A 23,344-nucleotide genomic window follows, 5' to 3' on the forward strand; every position below is an offset into this window, starting at 1 on the left:
CTCCCCCACCCGGCGTCGGGCGTCAACGGACGGGCGGCCGGGACCTCCTGCGAGGTCCCGGCCGCCCGTGGTCACGCCCGCCGGTGGTCACCGGCCGGCGGCTCCGACGACCTCCCACGGCCCGCGCTTCGTCGCGCCGGGCTCCTGGTCGCGCGTCCACCACCGCGCCTCGTACCGCGTGCCGTCGTGCACCACGACGTCGCCGTCGTCGAAGATCCGCGACGGCGTCCACACGGCGGTGCCGTCACCGGCGCGGACGAGCTCCTGCCACGGCCCGCGCACCGACTCCCCCGGCTCCTTGCCGCGCGTCCACCAGGTGGCGGCGAACTGCCCGCCGTCGTGGAAGACGACGTCCCCGTCGTCGTAGGTCGCCGTCGCGCCCCACACCGGCGCGGCCTCGCCGGGCACCTTCGCCAGCACCTCGACCTCGCTGACGACCAGGTGCGTGTCCGGGTGCGCCGTCATGGCCACGCGCACCGCGTCCGCGCGCACGTCCGCCGGGACCTCGGCCACCAGGGTCCCGTCGTCGGTCGACGCCTCGCCGACGGCCTGCCAGGCGCCGTCGACGCGCGCCTCGACCGCGACCCCGGTGGCCCAGCTCCGGTGCGAGCCGTCCCGGTAGAACCGCGTCACGACGCCGGTGACGTCGCGCGCGCCGGGCAGCGTCACGGTGAGCGTGTCCTCGGGGTTCTTGGCGTCGGAGCGCCAGTTGGACCAGCCCTTGTCGGAGGTGTCGCCGTTGACGACGCGCGACGCCGGGTAGCCGGGCTCGGTGTACGTGGCCGAGGCCGTGGTGCCCTCGGCCAGCGCGGCGTTCGCCTCGCCCGGCGCGGTGACCAGCACCCGCACCGCGGCGGGCAGCGTGCCGCCCGCGCCGTCGTCGGCGGCGCCGGTCAGCTCGACCACGCCCCCCTCGTCGAACGCGCCCGGGGGGACGTCGTCCCAGGTCACCGGGCGCTGCACCTCGCCGCCCCCGGCGGCGACGGCGGTCACCGTGGCGGGCAGCCCGACCTCCGCCGCCGCCTCGCCCGCGTAGGCCTCCGCGCGAGCCGTCTCGGTCCGCTCGAGCGTGTCGACCAGCACGGTGGCCGTCGCCTCGACCGTGCCACCGGCCGGGACCTGCACGGTGCCGCGGACCTCGACGGTCCCGGGCCGCGCCCACGCCGTGTCGCCGGGCACGTCCCACGTCACCGCCAGCTCGCCGCGCGCGCCGTCCGGGTAGACGGGCGTCACCGCGTCGGGGAGCACCGGCCGGGTGCCGGGCGTGGTGAACACGTCCACCGGCTCGGTGCCGAGCACGGTCTCGTCGGCCACCGCCCAGCGCTGGTTGGCGCCGGACGTCGCCCGGTAGGTGCCGACGGGGGCGCCGTCGCCCGTGGCCTCGCCGCCCACCTCGAGCAGGGTCCGAGAGGCCGCGTTGACCAGCGTGTACGTGCCGTCGCCGGTGGTGGACAGGATCCACCGCGCCGCGGCCGGCGTGTCGGCGGGGTCGGACGGGGCGTCCGCGAGCACCGCGGAGGTGTCGTCGCTGACGGCCAGCTGCTGCCCCGTGGCCACGTTCGTCACGGCGTACCGCGTGCGGTGCGAGCCCGACCCCTCGGGGGCGCCGAGGTCGCGGAGCGTCCACAGCTGCTCGGCCGCGGCCGGGTCGTCGGTCGCGATCTGCAGGACGTCGCCGTCAGGCGCGAGCGAGCGGCCGGACTGCACGCCGTCGAGCCGGAAGACGTGGCCGTCCTGCGCCAGCGCCGCGTCGTCCGCCACGCCCGAGACACCGTCCACCACGAACGTCGTCACCGACTCCGGCGGCACGGTCAGCGTGGCCGCAGCGTCCTGCACGGCCACGGGCTCGCCGTCCACGAGGTACCCGTCGGTGCTGGTGGTGACCGGCGTGGCCGTGGCGCCCGCCGTGGTCGCGAAGCCCGACAGGTCGAGCGTGACCTCGCGGGCCGACGTCGTGTCGTTGACGTGCACGACGGTCGCGGCATCGCCCGCGGCCGAGACCGCGGCTGTGCTGTTCGCGTCGTCCACCCCGACGAGCCGGTCCCCGGGCGCGATGTAGTGCGTGAAGTTCTGGGTGACCCAGTACTTGGTGTTGGTGTAGATCGGGCAGGTCGCGAGCGTGTCGTCCTCGGTGCAGGAGAAGGAGAGCTGGATCTCGCCCCAGTTGCCGCCCTCGGGGCTCTCGCCGCCGGGCGCCATGTTGTCGTAGTCCTCCACGGGCTGCCAGAACACCCACGCCGACGGTTCCAGCTCGCGCAGGTCGTCGACGATCTGGTGCGCGCTGCCCAGGCCGGACTCCATCGACTCGAAGTCCTGCCCGGTGCTCGACCAGGAGCCGCCGACCTCGCTCATCCACAGCGGCTTGTCCTCGCCCTTGGCGATGTCGCGGACCGTGGTGCGCTGGCCCGTGCCGTACGTGTGCACGTTGAGCTGCGACACCTGGTCGCGCACCGCGTCCGGGTACGAGTTCCAGTTGGTGGCGAAGCGACCCGGGTTGGTCTCGTCCATCGCCGAGATCACCGCGCCGGTGCCGGAGCCGTCGAGGGCGTCCGCGAGCGCCGGGATCACCTGCTGCTGCAGCCCCGGGCCGATGTGCGCGCCCTCCTGGCGTCCGCCGGTCGGGTCGCCGTCCGCGCCGAGCTGGGTGCCCCAGTAGTTCGTGTTCGGCTCGTTGAACGGGTCGATCGTGTCGACGTCGATCCCGTGCGCGTCCTCGAGGCGCTCGACGGCGCCCACGAGGTACTGCGCGAAGTCGTCGACGCTCCCCGTCTTGAGCTGGTCGGCGTTCGCGTCGAAGTTCCCCGACACGTACCCGGACTCCGTCATGAACCACGGCGGGGAGTTGCTGAACGCCTCCCAGTGCGTGACGTCGTCCTTGATGCGGTCCACCCACCAGCGCTGCGTGGCGTCGGCGTCCGCGTCCCAGTGGTCCGGGTTCGCCGGGTCCCACCAGTCCACGTCCTCGCGGGTGGTGCCCTCGGGCGCCTTCCACCAGCCGTCGACGGCGCCGCCCGCGCGCAGGTAGTCGGGCACGTCGGGGGCGTTGCCGCCGCCCACGTTGTAGCGCGCGATGTTGAGGTTCAGCCCCTCGTCGCCGAACACCATGTCGGCCAGCCGGTCGCGGATCTCGTCGGGGTAGCCGCCGGTGGCGTTGGCGAACCAGACCAGGCTGGTGCCCCAGCCCTCGAACGGCTCCCCCGCGTACGACGGGTCCGGGCGGACGGTCACGGCGTCGGCCGCCGCCCCGGTCGCTGCCGCCGTGGCGGGCTGCGCCGCGGCCGGGACCAGCCCCGCCGCCAGCAGCGCGCAGGCCGCTCCGGTGACGACGGCCTGCCGCCGTCGTGCGTTCCTTCTCGTCGGGCTCATCGGTGAACCTTTCTCTCGCGTCGGTGCGAGGGGGTCGGGTCGTGCGACGGGTCGTGCGGTCTGGTGGTGCCGTGCGGTCTGTCCGGCCGGGAGGCGGGCCGGTCGGGCGGGTCAGGCCTCCGTGGGGCCGAGGTCGGGCTCGGCGACGAACCGGGCGCGCGGCGCGGCGGCGCCGTGCAGCTCGAGCAGCACGAGCTCGTTCCCCTCGGCGCGGACCAGCGGACCGGGCACGTAGTAGGTGCCGGTCGGGACCTGGCTGGAGTACCGGCCGAGCAGCTCGCCGTTCACCCACACCAGGCCGCGGGTCCAGCCGTCCAGCCGCAGGAAGTGGTCCGCGCCCGCCACGGAGTCGAAGGTGCCGCGGTGGAACGACGGCCCGGCGACGGGCGCGGCGTCGCCGCCCGCGGCGCGCCACGCGTCCTCGGGCAGGCGGGCGGGGTCGAGCCGCAGGGGCGCCGCCTCCCAGTCGGTGAGCACGCGGGTCGCGGTGCGCACTGTCCCGACGAGCCCCTTGGGCTCGCCGATCCGCGGCCCGTAGTTCACCCGGCCACGGTCCTCGACCAGCAGGGTCAGGGTGCCCGCCCGGCGCGGCAGCGGCACCGACCGGGCGTGCGTGGTGCGGTCGAGCACGCCCACCGGGTCGCCGTCGAGGGCCACGAGCGCCCGGTCGCGCACCTCGTCCGCCACGAGGACCGCGTCGTCGGCGTCGACCCGCGTGCCGTAGAGGACGAAGCCGGACCACTGACGCAGGTCGTCCATCGTCGGCGGCCGTCCGGACGACGTGCGGGACGCCCGCCCGGCCACGACGTCGAGGACGCCGTCGAGCGGCACCGACCGGTCCAGGACGACGTCGAGCTCGGGCGCCGGGCCCGGCTCGAGCGGCACCTCGTCGGGCACCGGGGCGTGCTTGGCGATCACCGCGCGCAGCGCGTGGAACTTCGCCGTCGGGGCACCGTGCTCGGACAGGGGGGCGTCGTAGTCGTACGACGTGGTGATGGGCAGGTAGGTGCCCTTGTCGTTGGCGCCGCTGGTCAGGCCGAGGTTGGTGCCGCCGTGGAACATGTAGAGGTTGACCGACGCGCCGGCGGCCAGCAGGTCGTCCAGGTCCGCGGCGGTGGTCTCCGGTGCGGTGACGTGGTGCTCCAGCCCCCAGGAGTCGAACCAGCCGTCCCAGAACTCCATGCACATCAGCGGCCCGGTGGGCTGGTGCCGGCGCAGCACGGCGAGGCGCTCCAGCGAGCGCGAGCCGAAGTTCGCCGTCCTGTGCAGCTCGGGCAGCCCGCCGAGCGCCAGGTGCTCGTCGTCGGCCTGGTCGGACGTGAACAGCGGCACGTCGATCCCCTGCGCCCGGGTGAGGTCGACCAGCGCCCGGAGGTACCGGGCGCGCTCGTCCGCCGGCACGCCCGGGTAGGCGCCGTACTCGTTCTCCACCTGCACCATGAGCACCGGGCCGCCGCGCGTCACCTGCCGCTCGGCGACCAGCGGCAGCAGGTGGCCGTAGTAGGTGCCGATGGCCGCCAGGAACGCCGGGTCGTGCCGGCGCACCCCCGTGCCCCGGCCGTCGGGGCCGTCGGCGAACAGCCACGCCGGCAGCCCGCCGCCGTCCCACTCCGCGCAGATGTACGGACCGGGCCGCACGATCGCGTGCAGCCCTTCCGCGGCGACCAGGTCCAGGAAGCGGCCCAGGTCGCGGCGGCCGGTGAGGTCGAACTCGTCCGGCTGCGGCGCGTGGAAGTTCCACGGCACGTACGTCTCGATCGTGTTCAGGCCCATGAGCCGCGCCTTGCGGATCCGGTCGGCCCACTGGTCGGGGTGCACGCGGAAGTAGTGCAGCGCACCGCTGATCACCTGGAAGGGGCGGCCGTCGAGCAGGAAGTCCCGCTCGCCGATCTCGAACGTGGGCATGGGTCGGGAACCTCTCCGGGTCGAGGAGCGCGGGTCGCGCGGGACGCGAGCGTCCCTGCCGGCCAGGAGCCGGGCGGGCGCCTGGCCGGCGGAGACGCTGGTCGGGACTACTTGTTGACGGTGAAGCCCTGGCCGTTGCCGTACGTGGCGGACTGCTCCTGCCACGTCGCGAGGCCGTCGTCCAGCGTGGTGCCGGAGACGTAGGCCTGGCCCACCGTGTCGTTGAAGATCGAGTTCGCGTAGACCTGGAACGGCAGGTACTGCCACCCCTCGACGACGTTCGCCGCGGAGTCGGCGAGCACCTCGTTGATCTTCTGCCCGCCGAAGTACTCCGACTCGGTGCCGCGGAACTCCTCCGACTCGAGGTCGGCGGTCGTGGCCGGGAACGCACCGCCGTCGAGACGGGTCTGCACCCCGTCGCCGTGCGTGGCGTAGTCGACGAAGGCGTACGCGAGCTCCGCGTTCGTGCTGGCGGCGGGGACCGTCAGCGACGAGCCGCCGTTCTCCGACGTGGCGTGCTGCCCCGCCTCCCACTGCGGCATCTCGGCCACGCGCCACTTGCCCTTGCCCTGCGGCACGCCGGACTCGAGGTTGGCGGGCATCCACGCGCCGATGGTGAGCGTGGCGATGGTGCCGTTGCCGAGGCCCTGGTACCACTCGTCGCTCCACGAGCCGACGGGGGCCAGCAGGTCCTCGTCGATGAGCTGCTGCCACACCTCGGTGAACTTCTGGGTGCCCTCGTCGCCGGTGAGGTCGATCGTCACGTCGGTGCCGTCCACCTGGTAGGGCTGGCCGCCCGCCTGCCAGATCATGCTGGTGGTGAAGCCGGCGTCGCCGATGTCGTTGGCGATGTACGCCTTCGGGTCCTTCTCGTGGATGGTCCGGGCGGCCTCGAGGTACTCGTCCCACGTGGTCGGCACCTCGACGCCGTACTTGGCGAAGACGTCCTCGTTGTAGAAGAGGGCCATCGGGCCGGAGTCCATCGGCAGGCCGTAGACGCCGTCGCCGCTGTGCACGGAGTTCCACGGACCGGTGCTGAACGTGCCGTCGAGCTCGTCCGCGCCGAGCGGGCCGAGGTCGGTCAGCGCCTCGGAGATCGCGAACTGCGGCACCGCGAAGTACTCGACCTGCGCGACGTCGGGCACGCCGTCGCCGGCCGCGATCGCGTTCTGCAGCGCGGTGTACTGGTCGTTGGACGTGCCGACGTTCTCCAGGTTCACCGTGACGTTCGGGTACGCCTCCTCGAAGTCCTTCACGACGTCCTCGAGCGTGGGCTCCCACGCCCAGACGGTGATCTCGCCGCCCTTGTCGAGGACGGCGGCGGTGTCGACCGGTGCGGCGTCGCCGCCGCCGCCGGAGCCGCCGTCGTCGCCCGAGCCGCAGGCGGCCAGGCCGAGCGCCAGCACGCCGGCGAGGGCGGTGCCGCGCACCAGGTGGCGGGGTCGTGCGTTCATGGGGTCCTCACTTCATCGTCAGACGGGGATACGCGGGAGGTACGGGTCATTCCTTGACGGACCCGGCGGCCAGGCCGGACTGCCAGTAGCGCTGGAGCAGCAGGAAGGCGGCGACCAGCGGGAGGATCGTCAGCAGGGCGCCGGTGATCACGAGGTTGAAGATCGCCTCGCCGCCGGCGGTGGCGGCCTGCGCGTTCCAGGCGTTGAGGCCGAGGGTCAGCGGGTACCAGGAGGAGTCGCGCAGCATGATCAGGGGCAGGAAGTAGTTGTTCCAGGTGGCGACCATGGTGAACAGCAGCACCGTGACGATGCCGGGCGCGAGCAGCGGCAGGCTCACGCGGAAGAACGTCCGGAACTCCCCCGCGCCGTCGATCCGAGCGGCCTCGAGCAGCTCGCCCGGGATCGCCTCGGCCGCGAAGGTCCACATGAGGTACAGCCCGAACGGCGAGATCAACGACGGGATGATCACGGCCCACGGCGTGTTCGTCAGCCCGAGCTGGCTGAACATGAGGAACGTGGGGACCGCGAGCGCGGTGCCGGGCACGGCCACGGCGCCGATGACGAGGGCGAACACCCCGCGCTTGCCCGGGAAGTCGAACTTCGCCAGGGCGTAGCCACCGAGGATGGCGAGGAACGTCGCGCCGCCGGCGCCCACCACCACGTACAGCACCGTGTTGCCGAACCAGCGCACGAAGACGCCGTCGTCGTAGGTCAGCGTGGTGACGATGTTGTCCCAGAGCGAGAACGAGTCGCCGAACCACAGGCCGAACGAGGAGAACAGGTCCTCCTGCGTCTTGGTGGCGTTGATGAGCAGCCACGCCAGCGGCACCAGCGAGTACACCAGCACGACGGCGGTGAGCACGGTGAGCAGGGGGCTGCGGCGGGGGCGGGACACCGAGTGGCGGCGCGGGGTGCGCAGCCGCACGGCGGGACGGGCGGGGGTGGCGGTCAGCGTCGACACGGGTCACGGCTCCTTGCGCATGCCGCGCAGCTGCACCACGTAGGCGATCACCATGGTGATCAGGCCCATGATGATGGCCACGGTCGCGGAGTAGTTGTACTGCTGGCCGGAGAACGACAGCGAGTAGGCGTACAGGTTGGGGGTGTACGACGTCGTGATGGCGTTCGGGGCGAGCGACTGCAGGATGCTGGGCTCGTTGAAGAGCTGGAAGCTGCCGATGATCGAGAAGATCGTGGCGATCACGAGCGCCCCACGGATCGCCGGCAGCTTGATCGCCCCGATGACGCGCCACTGCCCCGCGCCGTCGATCTCCGCCGCCTCGTACAGCGAGTGCGGCACGACGCGCAGCGCCGAGTAGAAGATCAGCATGTTGTAGCCGACGAACTCCCAGGTCACGATGTTGCCGATCGACGCCAGGACGAGGTCGGGCGACAGGGGGTTCGGCAGACTGACGCCGAAGGCGTCGTTGATGTTGCCGACCAGCCCGAAGCGCGTGCCGTACATGAAGCCCCACATGAGGGCCGCGACCACGGCCGGCACCGCGTAGGGCATGAAGATCGAGATGCGGAAGAAGCTCTTGCCGTACAGGCGGCCGCTGTCGATCGCGAGGGCCACGAGCAGCGCGATCCCGAGCATGATCGGCACCTGCACCACGAGGAACAGGCTGACCCGGCCGAGACCCTCCCAGAACTGGGGGTCCTGCAGCGCCTGCGCGTAGTTCTCGAGGCCGACGAACGTGGTGCCGCCCACCATCTGCGTGCGGAACACGGACAGGTAGAGCGAGTAGGCGATCGGGGCCAGGAACACCAGCGCGAACACCAGCATGAACGGGCCGACGAACATCCATCCCGTCCAGCGCCGACGACTACGGCGCACGACGGGCACAGCGGTCGCGAGGGGCGGCGAGGATGCCGGAGCGTCTGCGGTCACGAAGCAACTCCCAGGAGGACGGGCGGATGTTTACGTAAACATCCGGCGGCATTAGAGTGTCGCGGGGCGGCAGGGATGTCAAGCCCCGCCGACGACGGGATCGCGTCGGCACCACGACGCACGAGAGGCGGGACGGTGGGGACGAACGGCGCACCCGGCGCGCAGACCCGAGGGCGGGGCCGCCCCCGGACGGCACCGTCGATGGCCGAGGTGGCGGCGCTCGCGGGCGTGTCCTCGCAGACCGTCTCCCGCGTGTCGATGGGCCTCGACAACGTCAGGCCCGCGACGCGCGAGCGCGTGCTCGCCGCCATGGCGGAGCTCGGGTACGCGCCCAACACCGCCGCCCGCGCGCTGCGGTACGGCAGCTTCCGCACCCTCGGCGTCATCGCCCACCAGCTCGCCCGCACGGGCGAGTCCCGCACCGTCGAGGCCGTCGTCGAGGCCGCCCGGGCGGAGGGCTACACCGTCACCATCGTCGACGTCGAGAGCCCGTCCCCCGACGACGTGTCGGCGGCGGTCACCCGGCTCTCCCACCAGGCGATCGACGGTCTCGTGATCGTGCGTGCCGAGTCCGCGACCCCCGACACGCTCGCCCTGCCGGCGCAGCTGCCCGTCGTCGTCTCCGACTCCCGGTTCGTCGGCACGCACCCGGCGGTGCGCGCCGACCAGACCGAGGGCGCCAGGCTCGCCGTGCAGCACCTGCTCGACCTCGGGCACGGCACCGTGCACCACGTGGCCGGCCCGGACGACTCGCTCCCGGCGCGCAGCCGCATCGACGCCTGGCGCGCCACGCTCGAGACGGCCGGGCGGCCCGTCCCCGAGCCCCTGCACGGCGACTGGACCGCGCGGACCGGGTACGCCGTCGGCCGCGCGCTCGCCGCCGACCCCGACGTGACGGCCGTGTTCTGCGCCAACGACGAGACCGCCGCCGGCGTGCTGCACGCCCTGCACGAGGCGGGGCGCCGGGTACCGGACGACGTCTCCGTCGTCGGCTTCGACGGCATCACGCTCGCCGAGCACCTGTGGCCGCCGCTCACGACGGTGGAGCAGGACTTCGCCCGCATCGGCAGCAGCCTGGTCGACCTCCTGCTGCGCCAGGTGCGCGACGACGTCGACCTCAGCGGCACGCACGAGACCGTGCCCGTGCGGCTCGTCGTGCGCGAGAGCACGGGACCCGCGCCGCGGTAGGACGAGGCGGTAGCACGAGGCGGTAGCACGAGGCGGCAGCACCGGCGGACCGCCCCCGGCCACAGCGGCGACGGCGGTCGTGCCGCGATGCGGTCGCAGGCGCCGAAGTTAACGCGGATTCACATCATGGCGTAAGGTGCGGCGGGACGGCACGCGCTGCGCCCGACGGGCCGGACGACGCGAACGAGGAGATCCTGGCTCCGGAGGTGACGACCGATGACGGCAGACCGGACGACCACCGGCGCGGGCGCGCCGCCCGCGAGCCAGCGCGCGGTGTACTTCGTCTCCGACGGCACCGGCATCACCGCCGAGACGCTGGGCGGCGCACTGCTCGTGAACTTCCCGACCGTCACGTTCCGCCGTCACACCGTGCCGTTCGTCGACACCGCCGACGGCGCCCGCGACCTGGTCGCCGCCATCGACCGGTCCGCGGCCGACGGGCTCGGGCCGATCGTGTTCACGACGGTGCGGACGGCGTCCGTGCGCGAGGAGCTCGCCCGGTCCCGGGCCGTGCTGATCGACCTGCTCGGCGGCCACCTCGTCGAGCTCGAACGAGCCCTGGACACGCCCTCCAGCGACCAGCTCGTCCCGTCCCACGGGGTCGGGGACCTGGAGCGCTACTTCGCGCGCATGCGCGCGGTCGAGTACGCCATCGAGCACGACGACGGGCAGAGCTACCGTGCGCTCGACCTCGCCGACGTCGTGATCATCGCGCCGTCGCGCTGCGGCAAGACGCCCACGACGATGTACCTCGCGCTGCAGCACGGCCTCCTCGTCGCGAACTACCCGCTGACCGAGGACGACTTCCCGTCCGACGACCTGCCGCCCGCCGTCGCCCCCTACGCCGCCCGCTGCTTCGGCCTCACCACCACCCCCCTGCGGCTGAGCCAGGTCCGCCACGAGCGCCGCCCGCACTCGCAGTACGCCAGCCTCGCCCAGTGCCGGCTCGAGCTCCGTCGTGCCGAAGACCTCTACCGGCGCCACCGCGTGCCGTTCCTGAACTCCTCCACCAAGAGCGTCGAGGAGATGTCCGCCGTCATCCTGCAGTCCATGAGGCTGCGCGACTGACCGAGCACCCACGAGAGGGACGACGATGTCCAACATCCTCTGGTTCGACGAGATCGGCATGGACGACCTGGCCCGGGTCGGCGGCAAGAACGCCTCCCTCGGGGAGATGGTGTCCCGGCTCGCCGGTGCCGGCGTCCGCGTGCCCGGCGGGTTCGCGACCACCGCCGACGCCTACCGCCGCTTCCTGGCGCACGACGGCCTCGCCGGGCGCATCCGGACCGCGGTCGAGGGCGTGGACACCGACGACGTCGCCGGGCTCGCGCGCGTCGGGTCGACCGTGCGCGGCTGGGTGGAGGAGCAGCCGTTCCCGCCCGACGTCGAGGCCGACCTCCGCGCGGCGTACGCGAAGCTCGTCGCCGCGGACCCCGACCCGGAGGGCGTCACGTGGGCCGTGCGCTCCAGCGCCACCGCGGAGGACCTGCCCGACGCGTCGTTCGCCGGCCAGCAGGAGACCTTCCTCAACATCGGCGGGATCGAGAACGTGCTGCACGCGGTGCGGTCGGTCTTCGCGTCGCTCTACAACGACCGGGCGATCGCGTATCGCGCGCACCACGGCTTCGACCAGCACGACGTCGCCCTGTCGGCCGGCGTCCAGCGGATGGTCCGCTCCGACGTCGGCGCCTCCGGCGTCATGTTCACCGTCGACACCGAGTCCGGGTTCGACCAGGCCGTCTTCGTCACCAGCTCCTACGGGCTCGGCGAGGCCGTGGTGCAGGGCGCGGTCAACCCCGACGAGTTCTACCTCTACAAGCCCGCGCTGCGCGCCGGGCGCCCCGCGATCCTCAAGCGCTCCGTCGGCGAGAAGGCGGTCGCCATGCGGTACGCCGACGGCCGGCACGTGGGCGGCAGCACGGTCTTCGCCGACGTCGACGACGCCGAGCGCGCTCGCTTCTCGCTCACCGACGCGGAGGTCACGGAGCTCGGCCGCATCGCCCTGGAGATCGAGGACCACTACGGGCGCCCCATGGACATCGAGTGGGGCAAGGACGGCGTCGACGGGCAGCTCTACGTCCTGCAGGCCCGCCCCGAGACGGTCGTCTCGCGGGAGTCGGCGAACGTCATCCGGCGGCACACGCTCCGCGGCCACGGCACCGTCCTGCTCGACGGGCGCGCGATCGGGCAGAAGATCGGGGCCGGGCGCGTGCGCGTGCTGGCATCGGTCGACCAGATGCACGACTTCGCCGCCGGGGACGTGCTCGTCGCGGACATGACCGACCCGGACTGGGAGCCCATCATGAAGCGCGCCGCGGCGATCGTCACCGACCGCGGCGGACGCACCTGCCACGCCGCCATCATCGCGCGCGAGCTGGGCATCCCGGCCGTCGTGGGCACCGGCTCGGCCACCCGGACGCTCGTCGACGGGCGCGACGTCACGGTCTCGTGCGCGGAGGGCGACGAGGGGCACGTGTACGACGGCCTGCTCGACTTCGACGAGGAGACCACCGAGCTCGACGCCATGCCCGAGCCCCCGGTCAAGATCATGATGAACGTCGGCACCCCGGACCAGGCCTTCACCTTCTCCCGGCTCCCGCACCACGGCGTCGGCCTCGCCCGCCTCGAGTTCATCATCAACCGGCAGATCGGCATCCATCCGCGCGCCCTGATCGACCTCGACGACCCGTCGGCCGAGCTGCCTGACGACGTGCGCGAGGAGGTGCGCCGACGGGTGGGCGCGTACCACTCCGCCCGGGAGTTCTTCGTGCAGCGGGTCGCCGAGGGGGTCTCGACCATCGCCGCCGCGTTCGCGCCCGAGCCCGTCATCGTGCGCCTGAGCGACTTCAAGTCCAACGAGTACGCGGGCCTCCTCGGCGGCACGCTGTACGAGCCCGAGGAGGAGAACCCGATGATCGGTTACCGCGGCGCGTCGCGGTACCTCTCCCCCGACTTCCGGGAGTGCTTCGACCTGGAGTGCGAGGCGTTGCGCCGCGTGCGCGACGACATGGGGCTGACGAACGTCCGCGTCATGGTCCCGTTCGTGCGCACCCTCGACGAGGCCGAGGGCGTCGTCGAGCTGCTCGCCCAGAACGGCCTGCGCCGCGGCGAGAACGGCCTGCAGGTCGTGATGATGTGCGAGATCCCGTCCAACGCCCTGCTCGCCGACGACTTCCTGCAGCACTTCGACGGGTTCTCCATCGGCTCGAACGACATGACCCAGCTCGCCCTGGGCCTCGACCGCGACTCCGCCCTGGTCGCCCACGCCTTCGACGAGCGCGACGGCGCGGTCCTCGCGCTGCTGGGCCTGGCCATCGACGCCTGCCGCCGGCACGGCAAGTACGTCGGCATCTGCGGGCAGGGCCCGTCCGACCACGCCGACCTCGCGCAGTGGCTCGTGGACCGCGGCATCGAGTCCGTGTCCCTCAACCCCGACACCGTCGTCAGCACGTGGCTGGCCCTGGCGCAGAAGGAACGGACGTCGACGCCCTGACCGTGATCGTGGCGAGGAGCTCGCGTCGGGACCCTAGGTCGACGGACCAGGCACGAGGTGGGGCTCGACGAACCGTTCGCCGCCCTGCGAGGCGGGCTCGATGACGTTGTCGGCGGCGACCCTGCCCACGCCCATGAGGTCGAGGTCGACGGTCGTGAGCCGGCGCAGCTTCTGGTCGATCACCACCTCCTCCCAGTTGTCGACGCCGACGACCGACACGTCCTCGGGCACGGCGCGGCCCCGGGCCTCGAGCGCGTCGAGCACGCCGAAGCCGATGTGGTCGTTGCCGCAGAAGACCGCGTCGTACGGGTGGGGGCCGTCGTCGAGGATCTGGACCGCCTGCTCCCCCCACTCGCGGCGCCAGCTCCCGTGGAGCGTCGCGACGGGCGACAGGCCCGCTTCGTCGAGGGCGCGACGGAACCCGGCCTCGCGGCGCCGCACGGCCAGGTCGTCGGCCTCGGCGGTGACGTGCGCGATGCGGGTGCGGCCCCGCTCGGCCAGGTGCCGCCCGGCGAGGTAGCCCGCCTGCTCGTTGTCGGGCAGGAAGACACTGTCGTCGGCGTCGTCGGTCGCGGCGAACGCATAGGTGACGGGGACCTCGAACTGGTGGGTGATCGACGGGGTGACCCGGGCGTACCCGGACCCGACGACGAGCAGCCCGTCGATGCGCCGGTCCTGCAGGGTGCGGACGCTCTCCGTCATGTCGCGGTGGGCGTCGATACGGCCGTCGAACACCAGCGCGGCACGCTCCCTGCTCCCGAGCCGCAGGATCGCGCCCATGACGACGGGCCGCGAGAAGGTCGCGGTCGCGCGGTGGGTGAGCAGGCCGACGGTCCGGCTGCGTCCCGACGCGAACGACAGGGCGAGCGCGTTGGGCCGGAAGTCGAGCCGTTCCGCCGCCTCCCGCACGCGCGCCTTGGTGGCCGGGGACACGACGGGGCTGTCGTTGAGCGCCTTCGACGCGGTCGCCTTCGAGACTCCCGCCACCGCGGCCACGTCGCTGAGGCGCACGGCACGTTGGGTAGCCATCAGAGGATCCTATCCAGCGAGGGCCGCGCGCCGGGGAGCGGCGGCGACGGTCGGGGCGTCGAGCGCGGGCTGCGCCGCGCCGAGGGCGACGTCACGGACGTCGACGGGGAGCCCGCTGGCCAGCGACGCGTTGCCCGCCACCCCGACGGCGAGCGCGCGCACCCCGTCGAGCCAGGACGCGGCGCGGCCGAGCTCGTCGTCCGCCGCGCCGAGGAAGACGTCACGCAGCAGGGCGTCGTCGGCGCCGCCGTGCCCGCCGGCGACCTGCGGCACCGGGACCTCGTGCGCGACGCCGAAGTGCTCCTGCACGACGAGCCGCTCCCCGGTGCGGCGCAGCCCCTCGTCGGGGGCCGTGTCGCCGTGGGCCGTCGGGTCCACGGGCCGTGTCCCGCCGTCGGCCAGGACGGCGCCGCGTTCGACGACGGACAGCTCCGCCCGCCCCCTGGTCCCGTTGAGCGCCACCGTGTACCCCTCCCACGGGGCGTGGGCGTTGAGCGCGTAGGTCATGGTCGCCCCGCGGGCGTAGTCGACGACGACGGACAGGTTGTCCTCGATGTCGATCCCGGGCCCGAAGACGTCCTGGTCACGCAGGTAGCCGTCGTGCACCTCCTGCTCGAGGTAGAGGCCGCGCAGGAGGTCGTGCTCGCGCAGGTCGAGCGCGAACGGGTCGCGGTCCGCGCCGTCGTGGGTGCCCCGGGCGGGACGGGCACCCAGGCCGCGGCGGGCGGCGTTGTCCGCACCGTAGAAGCGGAGCCCGCCGCTGGCGTACACCCGCGCGGGGACGTCCGCGAGCCACCAGTTGACGAGGTCGAAGTGGTGGGAGGACTTGTGCACCAGCAGGCCGCCCGAGCTCTCCTTGAGCCGGTGCCAGCGGCGGAAGTAGTCCGCACCGTGGGAGGTGTCCAGGAGCCACTCGAAGTGCACCGACGTGACCTCGCCGATGCGGCCGTCGGCGACGACCTGCTTGAGCGCCGCGTTCCGGGGCGAGTACCGGTAGTTGAACGTCGTGACGACGTCGCGCCCCGTGCGCTCGACGGCGTCCGCGATGCGCCGTACGCCCTCGGCGTCGGTCGTCAGCGGCTTCTCGACGACGACGTCGGCGCCGCCCTCGAGGGCGGCGACCACGAGGTCCGCGTGGGCGTGGTCGGGGGCGGTGACGATCACCCGGTCGATGCGCGAGCGGGCCACGTGCGCGGCCACGGCCGCGAGGTCGATCCGCTCGGGCGCCGCGAGGCCCGCCTCCGCGAGGCGTCGCTCGTTCCAGTCGAGCCGCCCCGGGTTGGTGTCACCCCAGGCGACCAGCTCGGCGGTCGTGGCGTACGGTCCGGCCAGCGCGGTGAGGTACAGCTGGGCGCGCCCGCCCGTGCCGATGAGCGCGTACCGCGTGGTGCGGGTCGTCGTCGTGCGTGTCATGGAGATGGTCCTCTCGGCCGGCGGTCGGCCGGCCTGTCGATGGGTGAGGCGTGTCAGCGGGACGGGAGGCGGGGGCTCGGTCACGACCGGGGCACGGAGCGCACGGGGACGACCGGGACGAAGAGCCCCGAGTCCTTGGAGGGCCCGATGCCGCTCCCCCACTCGAGGAAGCCCTGGCGGACGCCACCGTCGTTGTCGTTGACCAGGACGGAGAACGAGAACACGCCGTCCCGGGGGTCGATCCCCAGCTCGTCCCACGGCACCAGGACGTCGTAGGTCGTGGTGCCGTCGCGCCGTGCCACGGCGGGCGTGAGGTCGTCGACCGCCCCGACCGGTGCCGTGTACCGGTAGGCGCTCGGCCCGTCGACGTCCGGGTGGAGGCCGATCTCGACGCGGGACGCGGGGTCCTCACCCGGCAGCCCGCGCGCCACGGCGAGCTGCACGGAGTCGCCCTCCCAGAGCCTTTCGGCCGTGGCGGAGACGCGATGGTCCTCGTCGCGCACCGCGGCGCGCAGCCGGAGCCCGCGGTCGCTCCACGAGAGCGCGAACGTGCCCCCGAGGTCGTCCTCGTCGGGCGTCGAGCCGCTGATCGGGACGTAGGTGCCCCGGTCCCGCCAGTCGACGCTCACCGCCCGGTGCGGGTCCTTGGCGACCGGCGCGACGGCCGTGGTCCCGGTCAGCCGGCGCGGTTCCCCCGCCGCGGTCGCCGTGACGGTGAACGGGTACGGCTGCCACGGGGTGAGCGACGCACCGACGACCGCCGTCGACGCCGTGGCTCCCGGGTCCACCGTGACGGGCGCCAGAGCGCCGCTCGTGTCCCCGACCGTCCAGGCGATGTCGTCGACGGCGGCGGCGTCACCGCCGGGAAGGTTCTCGACGTCGAGGGCGAGCCCGACGTCGCCCCGCCGGCCGGCCGACGGCGCGAAGGAGAGCAGCGGGTTCTGCACGACGTCCACGGTGTCGTCGACGAGGGCGACGACCGCGTCGCCGCTGCGCACCGAGTACGACACCGGGTGCTCGCCGGCCTCGCGCAGCGGCTCCAGGGCCAGCACGCCCTGCGCCTCGGTGCCGGAACCGCCGAGGGTGATCCCGCCGCCCACCGGGCCGACCACGCTGACGTCGCCCGGCACGCCCAGGGCCGCCCGGTCGACGCTCACCGGGACGTCCGCGCCCTGGCCGAGCGCGACCTCGTCGGGCGTGCCGACCTGCACGGCGGCGTCGGCCACCACCGTCGCGGCCCCCACGGCGCCGGACACGTAGACAGGGTCGCCGCCGACCGTGAGCTGCAGCGTGCCGTCCGGCCGCGCCCGCCACGACCGCCCGTCGCCGCGCACCACGCGCGCCGACGCGCCCGTCCCGACCGCGACCGTCACCGGCCCGTCCGCCGCCCAGACCATGCGCACGACGTGGCCCGCGGCGTCGGCGAAGTCGGCCGCGATCGCACCGTCCAGCCTCTGCAGGGTCGTGAGCGTGCGGCCCGCCGTGAGCCGGTTGAACGTCGCGAGCGCCGGGTACGCCGGCTTGGGCGTCAGGGCGGTGGCGCCCGCGGCCGGCCGCCGGGCGAGGCCGAAGTTGTGCTCCGGCTCCGCGCGGTTCGCCCCCGAGTCGATGAGCTCGTAGTACACGACCCGTTCGACGCCCGCCGCCTGCAGCAGCGCGGCCGAGCGCACGAGGTAGGCCGCCTGCTGCTGCTCGGTGGTGCCGCCGGTCGTCGTGGTCCAGCCGTGCTCGCTGAGCCAGATGGGGATGTCCCGCCCGGGCGCGTACTCGTCGACGAGGGCGCGCAGCGTCGCGACGCCCGCCTCCGTGCGCCCCTCGGGGGCGACCGGGAAGTCGTACGTGTGGTAGCTGACGGCGTCGAGGTGGTCGAGGCCGCCGAGGGCGAACAGGTCCTCCATGAAGTCCCACCGCGCCCCGGCAGTGACCGGGCCGACGACGCGCGCGCCGGGTGCGGCGGCGTGGATGGCGTCGGCCGCGGGGGCGAGGAGGTCCAGGTAGCAGGCCGCGGTCGTCCCGCAGGCCCCCGTGTTGAAGGTGTGGTTGAACTCGTTGTAGATCTCGTAGTCGACGTCGGGTCCGTAGTGCGCCGCGGCGGCCGCGGCGTACCGCGCGTAGGCGGCGATGCCCTCGGGCGAGCTCGGCGTCTTCCCCTCGTCGTACCACCGGCTGAAGTACGCGAGGATGACCAGCGGCCGCTCGCCGCGTGCCTTCGCCGCCGCGACCTGCGCGTCGAAGAGCGCGGGGAACTCGTAGACCCCGGGCGCAGTCTCGACGGTGTCCCACGACGGCCCCTCGCGCATCGTCCCGGCGCCCAGCGGCGCCATGAGCGCGTCGACCTGCTCCACGGAGTACCGGTTGACGTGCACGGCGACGCCCACCGGGTGCTCCGCCGACCCCCCGGCGTCCGGCTCCTCGACGACGGCGAGGGTGCCGGTCCTGCTGAGCGGGACCGGCGCGGCGATCGAGAGGGTGAGGCCGTAGTAGCCCGCGGGAAGCGCCGACAGGTCGATCGACGTCGCCCCGTCCGTCACGGCCGCCGTCCCCGTGTCGACGCGCTGCCCCGAGGACGCCCGGAGCTCCCAGTCCACGCTCTGCGCGACCGTGCGGACGCCCACGTGCGCGTCGCCCGCCCGGTACACGAGGGCCGGGTCGGCGAACGCGAGGGTGCCGGGCGGAGGGGCGTGCTCCTCGAACGACGGGTTGACCACCAGGTTGTCGTCGTCGCCGGCCACGGCCATGTGCACGTCGTCGATCCAGACCGTGCCTGCGCCCTTGACGAGGAAGCGCACGACGAACGTCATGCTCCCCGCGGGCTGGGTGACGCTCCACTCCAGCCGGGTCCAGTCGTTCGTCCCCGCGGGGAGCTCGACGCGCTGGGAGTGGTCGCTGCTGAGGACGACGTACGCCGCCCCCGCGGACGAGAGGTCCTCCGTCCGCACCCACGCGCTCATGTCGTAGGTGACGCCACCGTTGGCGCGGACGCTCTGCCGCAGGTCGACGTAGGAGCTCGAGGCGGGCGAGTCGAAGGCGACCCGCGCCGACGTCGCGCCGTCGTGCGCCACCGCGGTGTCCGCGGCGACCACGAAGTCCGGGCTCCCCGAGACGGTCGTGGTCCAGCCCTCGAACGAGTCGGACGCGGCGAGGTCGGCCGCCGCGGGGGCAGGCGGAGTCACCAGCACGCCGGCGAGCACGGCCAGCGCGGCGGCGAGCGCGAGGACGGCGCGCCGCGGCCGTCGTGTCGTCAGGGTCGTCGGCATCGTCGTCGGCATCGTCGTCGGCATCGTCGTCACCCCTTCACCGCGCCGGCCTGGCCGGCACTCCGCAGGAACTGGCGCTGGAACAGCACGAACAGGACCACGGGGATGATCACCGAGATGAACATGCCCGCCATCAGCAGGTGCGTCGGAGCCGTCTCGCTCACGCGGAAGAGCCCGACCGACAGGGGCTGCAGGTCCGGCGAGGGCAGGACCAGCAGCGGCCAGAGGAACTCCTTCCACGACGCCACGATCGTCAGCAGCGAGACCACCCCGACGACGGGCCGCGACAGGGGCAGCACGATCGACCAGAAGACGCGGAACACCCCGGCGCCGTCGATCCTGGCGGCCTCGAAGACGTCGCGGGGCAGCCGGTCGAAGAACCGGGCCACGAGCAGCACGTTGAAGGCGCTGGCCGACGTCGGCAGCCACACCGCCCAGAACGTGTTGACGAGGTTGACGCGCAGCAGAGGCACGTCGAGCACCGTGACGTACAGGGAGATGAGGGAGACGACGCCGGGGATGAAGAGGGTCGCCAGCACCGCGGCGTTCACGGCCTTGGCGTACCGGGGCCGCAGCACCGCGATGCCGTAGCCGCCGGTGAGCGCCACGAGGAGGCCGAAGAACCAGCAGCCCGCCGCCATCCAGACCGTGTTGAGCAGGTACTGCCCCACGTGGATCTGCGTCCACGCGTCGGCGAGGTTGTGCCACTGGATGCCGCTGGGCCACCAGGCGAACGGCTCGCGCAGGATGTCCTGGCTCGTGGACAGCGCCGACTTGAACAGCCACAGCAGCGGCCCGAGGGCCACCACGCACAGGGCCGCGACGAGGAGCACGGTGAGCACGCGCGTCGCGACGCGCACGGAACGGCGCGACCGGTCGAGCGTCGAGATGTTGGAGCGTTCCTCGGAGTCGGCGTCCTTCGGGGAGCGCCGGCCGGTCACGCGTACGGGGGTCGTCGCTCTGGTCGTCACGCTGGTCACGATTCGCTCCACTTCCGGGTGAGCCGCAGGTAGACCGCGGAGACGAGGCTGAGGGCGACGGCGAGGAGCAGGCTGAGGGCGGTCGCCTTGCCGAAGTCGCCCGACAGGAAGGCGTAGTTGTAGACGAGCATCAGCAGCGTGACGGTCCGGTTCTCCGGCCCGCCGCCCGTCATGACGAACGGCTCCGTGAAGACCTGCATCGTGCCGATGACCTGCAGCAGCAGCATGAGGAGGATCACGCTGCGCAGCTGCGGCAGGGTGACGTGCCACATGCGCTGCAGGATCGACGCCCCGTCGACCTCGGCGGCGTCGTACAGCTCCGTGCGGATCGACATCAGCGCGGCGAGGTAGATGATCGTGGCGGTGCCCGCCGTGGCCCACGTGGACTGGACGACCATGCTCGGCATCGCCAGCCCCGGGTCCTGGAGCCAGCCGACCGGGGCGATGCCGAGCCAGCCGAGGACGGTGTTGAACAGGCCGGTCTCGGACGGGTCGTAGAACTGCTTCCACAGGAGCACGCTCACCACCGGCGGGATGATCACCGGCAGGTACGCGAGCACGCTGGAGATCTGCCGGCTGCGCCGCAGCTCGGCCATGACCACCGCCATGAGGATGGGCAGCGGGAAGCCGATGACCAGGGCGAGCACCGCGAACCACGCGGTGTTCCCGAGCGCGGTCCACAGCAGCGGGTCGGCGAGGACGCGCTGGAAGTTGCTCAGCCCGACCCAGGTGGGCTCGGTGATGAGGTCCGTGTGCTGGAACGCGAGGACCAGGCTCTGCACGATCGGCCACCAGGCGAAGTAGCCGAAGGCGAGCAGCAGCGGCACGAACATCAGGAGGGTGGCGGGCCCTCCGCCGCGCGCCCACCGGGTGAGCGTGACGAGCGGGGACCCGCGGCGGCGGGCCGCGCGCTGCGGCGCGGTCGCCGCACGCTGCGACGCGGCCGAGGCGTCGGCGGCGGGCGGGGCGGTGACGGTCACGGGCTTCTCCATCTTCGGGGGGGTCGGGCGCGGCGCGGTCCCGGGGTGCGCACGGGCGCACCCCGGGACGCGGCTCAGCCGGCGTCGACGAGGTCCTGGACCTGGGACTGGGCCGACCGCAGCAGCTCGGCGGCGTCGGCGTCCTCGCGGGTGAGGACCGCCTGGACCACCGGGTCGAGCGCCGCGTACAGCTCCTGCGCCTTGACCGCGGGCTCAGGCACGATCGTCGCGTCCGGCAGGCTGTCGATGTACGCCTGGTAGTTCTCGCGCGGCACGTTGACGTACGGCTCGATCCAGCCGAGGTAGGTCTCGTACTGCTCCGCCGAGACCACGGGCACCTCGGGCAGCCCCACCGGCAGGTCGTCGGCCACCTGCGACTTCGCCCACGTGACCGCGGCCTCCTCGTCGACGTACCGGTCGAGGAAGTAGTACTTCGTCCACTCGAGCGCCGCGCAGACCTGGTCGGGCGTCGCCTTCGGGTTGAACCACTGGATGTTGCCGCCGCCGAGCACGCCGACGGCGTCGTCGCCCTCCGGGAAGGGCGCGAGCCCGAAGTCCTCGGCGGGCATCCCGCGGGCGATGACCACGCTGTTGTAGAGGTTCGCCCCGTTGAGGCTCTGCCCGACGGCGCCGGCCGCGAGGTCGTCGCGGATCGTGTTGTTGTCGTGCAGGAAGTCGTCGCCCGCCGCGTCGAGGTCCCACCGCACGTCGTGCAGGAGCTGCAGGCTGTCGCGCATCCCGGGGGTGTCCAGCGTGACCGTGGTGGCGTCGCCGGTGCCCTCCTCCGCGACGTCGCCGTTCGAGTACGCCATCGACGTCAGGAGCCAGCCGCCCACGTTGCCGGTGGTGGGGATGATGAAGCCTGCCTCACCGGTCTTCTCGGAGATCGTCGCGGCGGCGTCGCGCACCTCGTCCCACGTCGCCGGAGGCGCGTCGGGGTCCAGGCCCGCCTTGGAGAACAGCGCCCGGTCGTAGACGAGGCCCATGGTGTACGCGGCGCGGACCACGCCGTGGGTGTGCCCGTCGGCGTCCTGCGTGACCGACGTCAGCTGCGGGTTGAGCTGGCTCAGCACGTCGTCGTTCTCGACGTTCGACGTGATGTCGGCGGCCTGCCCGCGCTCGATGAGCGACTGGATGTCGGTGAAGGGCACCTGCAGGGTGGTCGGCAGGGTCCCGCCCACGAGCAGGGCGGAGAAGGTGGAGACGTCGTACTTCGTCTCCTCGTCCTCGATGGTGATGTTCGGGTGCAGCTCCTCGAACGCGGCGATCGCGTCCTCCCAGGCCTCCAGCGTGGCCGCCTGGTCCGAGGTCGGCCGCTCCCCCACGGTGATTGTCACGTCGGCGTCGGGGTCGCACGTGGCCGCGGCCTGCGTCCCCGTCTGGGGCGCCGCCCCGTCCGAGCACCCGCTCACCATGAGGCCCACGAGCGCGACGCTCGAGACCATCCCGCCGACGCGGCTCCAACGACGCTCTGACATGCCTCTACTCCTTCGTAGAACTCCTGGGACCCGGTCGCATAAAACCGGTTTCACTGCTCGTTCCCACAGCGTGCCCGCGGGTCGCAGGACTGTCAACCCCCTGATCTCTCGGAGATCCTCAGCCCGCGGCCGTCCAGCCCTCGCGGGCGAGCCACGCCTCGCACGCCCGCGTCCAGCCGACCCAGTCCGGGTCCAGCCCGCAGCCATGGCCGCCCACCGGGTACAGGTGCAGCTCGTGCGGCACGTCGGCGGCGGCCAGCGCCGACGACAGCAGCAGCGAGTGCTCGGCCGGAACCTTCGGGTCGTCGAAGGAGTGAAAGACGAAGAAGGGGGGCGCCTCGGGGGTCACCAGCGCGTCGAGCGACAGCGCGGCACGCCGCTCCGGGGTGTCGCTCTCTCCGAGCAGCACGCTGGCAGAGTCGCGGTGCACGTGCCGCTGGAGCGTCACGACGGGGTACCCCAGCACCGCACCGTCGACGCGGGACGACGGGCTCGGGGGCGCCAGCGCGGCCAGTCCCGCGGCATGCCCTCCGGCGGAGAAGCCCACGAGCAGCACCCGATCGACGCCTTCCGACCGGAGCTTGGCGACCTGAGCCGAGATCGCCAGGTGCGCCGTCGGGTGTGCACTGTTGAGCGGGTACCGCAGCACGCTGGCCTGCAGCCCGATGCCCTGCAGCCATGCCGCCACCGGCTCCGCCTCGTGTGAAGCGTGCGTGCGGTAGCCCCCACCAGGGAGCACCAGAGCATGATGTGTCATCGGCCATCCTTGAAACCAGTTTCACGGACGCGCAAGAGTGTCACCCCTGCCCCGAGGTGAGCAAGTCGTGACCGACACCGTGAACGCTCGACGACGACAGGCCCGTGCAACGACGGCGAAGGTCCTGCCCTCGCGAGGGCAGGACCTTCGCCC

At 73.0% G+C, this 23,344-nt stretch carries 15 protein-coding genes; 3 read left to right on the plus strand and 12 right to left on the minus strand.

Going from position 1 to position 23,344, the window contains the following annotated elements:
* Window positions 1–87: 87 nt before the first annotated feature.
* The 5 genes from ACH436_RS05055 to ACH436_RS05075 all read right to left on the minus strand — a co-directional run bounded on the left by ACH436_RS05055 (window position 88) and on the right by ACH436_RS05075 (window position 8,529).
* A complete protein-coding gene (locus ACH436_RS05055) occupies window positions 88–3,366 on the minus strand; it encodes an RICIN domain-containing protein (RefSeq protein ID WP_430559061.1) in 3,279 nt (1,092 codons plus the stop codon).
* Between the two features lie 111 nt (window positions 3,367–3,477).
* Window positions 3,478–5,271 carry a beta-galactosidase family protein gene (locus ACH436_RS05060; RefSeq protein ID WP_430559062.1) on the minus strand — a complete coding sequence of 598 codons (1,794 nt, stop codon included), beginning with the start codon at window positions 5,269–5,271 and terminating at the stop codon, window positions 3,478–3,480.
* 107 nt (window positions 5,272–5,378) lie between these two features.
* The gene (locus ACH436_RS05065) at window positions 5,379–6,725 is read right to left on the minus strand and encodes an ABC transporter substrate-binding protein (RefSeq protein WP_430559063.1); all 1,347 of its coding nucleotides are present in this window, start codon (window positions 6,723–6,725) and stop codon (window positions 5,379–5,381) included.
* Window positions 6,726–6,771: 46 nt separating this feature from the next.
* Window positions 6,772–7,686, minus strand: a complete 915-nt coding sequence (locus ACH436_RS05070) for a carbohydrate ABC transporter permease (RefSeq protein ID WP_430559064.1) — start codon at window positions 7,684–7,686, stop codon at window positions 6,772–6,774.
* 3 nt (window positions 7,687–7,689) lie between these two features.
* Window positions 7,690–8,529: a carbohydrate ABC transporter permease gene (locus tag ACH436_RS05075; RefSeq protein WP_430559160.1), complete on the minus strand. Its 840-nt coding sequence runs from the start codon at window positions 8,527–8,529 to the stop codon at window positions 7,690–7,692.
* Window positions 8,530–8,817: 288 nt separating this feature from the next.
* On the opposite strand from ACH436_RS05075, the gene ACH436_RS05080 reads away from it, so the two are divergent.
* From ACH436_RS05080 to ppsA, 3 genes are all read left to right on the plus strand, one after another.
* Entirely contained in the window at window positions 8,818–9,804 is a 987-nt protein-coding gene (locus tag ACH436_RS05080) for a LacI family DNA-binding transcriptional regulator (RefSeq protein ID WP_430559065.1), read from the plus strand.
* 216 nt (window positions 9,805–10,020) lie between these two features.
* Entirely contained in the window at window positions 10,021–10,872 is an 852-nt protein-coding gene (locus ACH436_RS05085) for a pyruvate, water dikinase regulatory protein (protein WP_430559066.1), read from the plus strand.
* Between the two features lie 25 nt (window positions 10,873–10,897).
* Window positions 10,898–13,297, plus strand: a complete 2,400-nt coding sequence (gene ppsA, locus ACH436_RS05090) for a phosphoenolpyruvate synthase (RefSeq protein ID WP_430559067.1) — start codon at window positions 10,898–10,900, stop codon at window positions 13,295–13,297.
* A 33-nt stretch (window positions 13,298–13,330) separates the two neighbouring features.
* On the opposite strand, the gene ACH436_RS05095 is transcribed toward ppsA, so the two are convergent.
* From ACH436_RS05095 to ACH436_RS05125, 7 genes are all read right to left on the minus strand, one after another.
* Complete coding sequence (locus ACH436_RS05095; RefSeq protein ID WP_430559068.1) at window positions 13,331–14,326, minus strand: LacI family DNA-binding transcriptional regulator; 996 nt, start codon at window positions 14,324–14,326, stop codon at window positions 13,331–13,333.
* A 9-nt stretch (window positions 14,327–14,335) separates the two neighbouring features.
* Complete coding sequence (locus ACH436_RS05100) at window positions 14,336–15,739, minus strand: Gfo/Idh/MocA family protein (RefSeq protein ID WP_430559069.1); 1,404 nt, start codon at window positions 15,737–15,739, stop codon at window positions 14,336–14,338.
* A gap of 80 nt (window positions 15,740–15,819) precedes the next feature.
* On the minus strand, window positions 15,820–19,020 hold the full coding sequence (locus tag ACH436_RS05105) for a sugar-binding protein (protein ID WP_430559070.1): 3,201 nt from the start codon (window positions 19,018–19,020) through the stop codon (window positions 15,820–15,822).
* A gap of 5 nt (window positions 19,021–19,025) precedes the next feature.
* The gene (locus ACH436_RS05110) at window positions 19,026–19,967 is read right to left on the minus strand and encodes a carbohydrate ABC transporter permease (protein WP_430559071.1); all 942 of its coding nucleotides are present in this window, start codon (window positions 19,965–19,967) and stop codon (window positions 19,026–19,028) included.
* A gap of 5 nt (window positions 19,968–19,972) precedes the next feature.
* On the minus strand, window positions 19,973–20,956 hold the full coding sequence (locus ACH436_RS05115) for a carbohydrate ABC transporter permease (protein ID WP_430559072.1): 984 nt from the start codon (window positions 20,954–20,956) through the stop codon (window positions 19,973–19,975).
* Window positions 20,957–21,030: 74 nt separating this feature from the next.
* The gene (locus ACH436_RS05120; protein ID WP_430559073.1) at window positions 21,031–22,434 is read right to left on the minus strand and encodes an ABC transporter substrate-binding protein; all 1,404 of its coding nucleotides are present in this window, start codon (window positions 22,432–22,434) and stop codon (window positions 21,031–21,033) included.
* Between the two features lie 118 nt (window positions 22,435–22,552).
* On the minus strand, window positions 22,553–23,122 hold the full coding sequence (locus ACH436_RS05125) for an alpha/beta hydrolase family protein (protein ID WP_430559074.1): 570 nt from the start codon (window positions 23,120–23,122) through the stop codon (window positions 22,553–22,555).
* Window positions 23,123–23,344 lie beyond the last annotated feature (222 nt).

This window comes from Isoptericola sp. NPDC019693, assembly GCF_044389085.1.
Classification (GTDB): Bacteria; Actinomycetota; Actinomycetes; order Actinomycetales; family Cellulomonadaceae; genus Isoptericola.

Bases quoted from the DNA above. Each gene is read 5' to 3' on its own strand.
- ACH436_RS05055 (WP_430559061.1), bottom strand. From the start codon at position 3,366: ATGAGCCCGACGAGAAGGAACGCACGACGGCGGCAGGCCGTCGTCACC.
- ACH436_RS05060 (WP_430559062.1), bottom strand. From the start codon at position 5,271: ATGCCCACGTTCGAGATCGGCGAGCGGGACTTCCTGCTCGACGGCCGC.
- ACH436_RS05065 (WP_430559063.1), bottom strand. From the start codon at position 6,725: ATGAACGCACGACCCCGCCACCTGGTGCGCGGCACCGCCCTCGCCGGC.
- ACH436_RS05075 (WP_430559160.1), bottom strand. From the start codon at position 8,529: ATGTTCGTCGGCCCGTTCATGCTGGTGTTCGCGCTGGTGTTCCTGGCC.
- ACH436_RS05080 (WP_430559065.1), top strand. From the start codon at position 8,818: ATGGCCGAGGTGGCGGCGCTCGCGGGCGTGTCCTCGCAGACCGTCTCC.
- ACH436_RS05085 (WP_430559066.1), top strand. From the start codon at position 10,021: ATGACGGCAGACCGGACGACCACCGGCGCGGGCGCGCCGCCCGCGAGC.
- ppsA (WP_430559067.1), top strand. From the start codon at position 10,898: ATGTCCAACATCCTCTGGTTCGACGAGATCGGCATGGACGACCTGGCC.
- ACH436_RS05095 (WP_430559068.1), bottom strand. From the start codon at position 14,326: ATGGCTACCCAACGTGCCGTGCGCCTCAGCGACGTGGCCGCGGTGGCG.
- ACH436_RS05100 (WP_430559069.1), bottom strand. From the start codon at position 15,739: ATGACACGCACGACGACGACCCGCACCACGCGGTACGCGCTCATCGGC.
- ACH436_RS05105 (WP_430559070.1), bottom strand. From the start codon at position 19,020: ATGCCGACGACGATGCCGACGACGATGCCGACGACCCTGACGACACGA.
- ACH436_RS05120 (WP_430559073.1), bottom strand. From the start codon at position 22,434: ATGTCAGAGCGTCGTTGGAGCCGCGTCGGCGGGATGGTCTCGAGCGTC.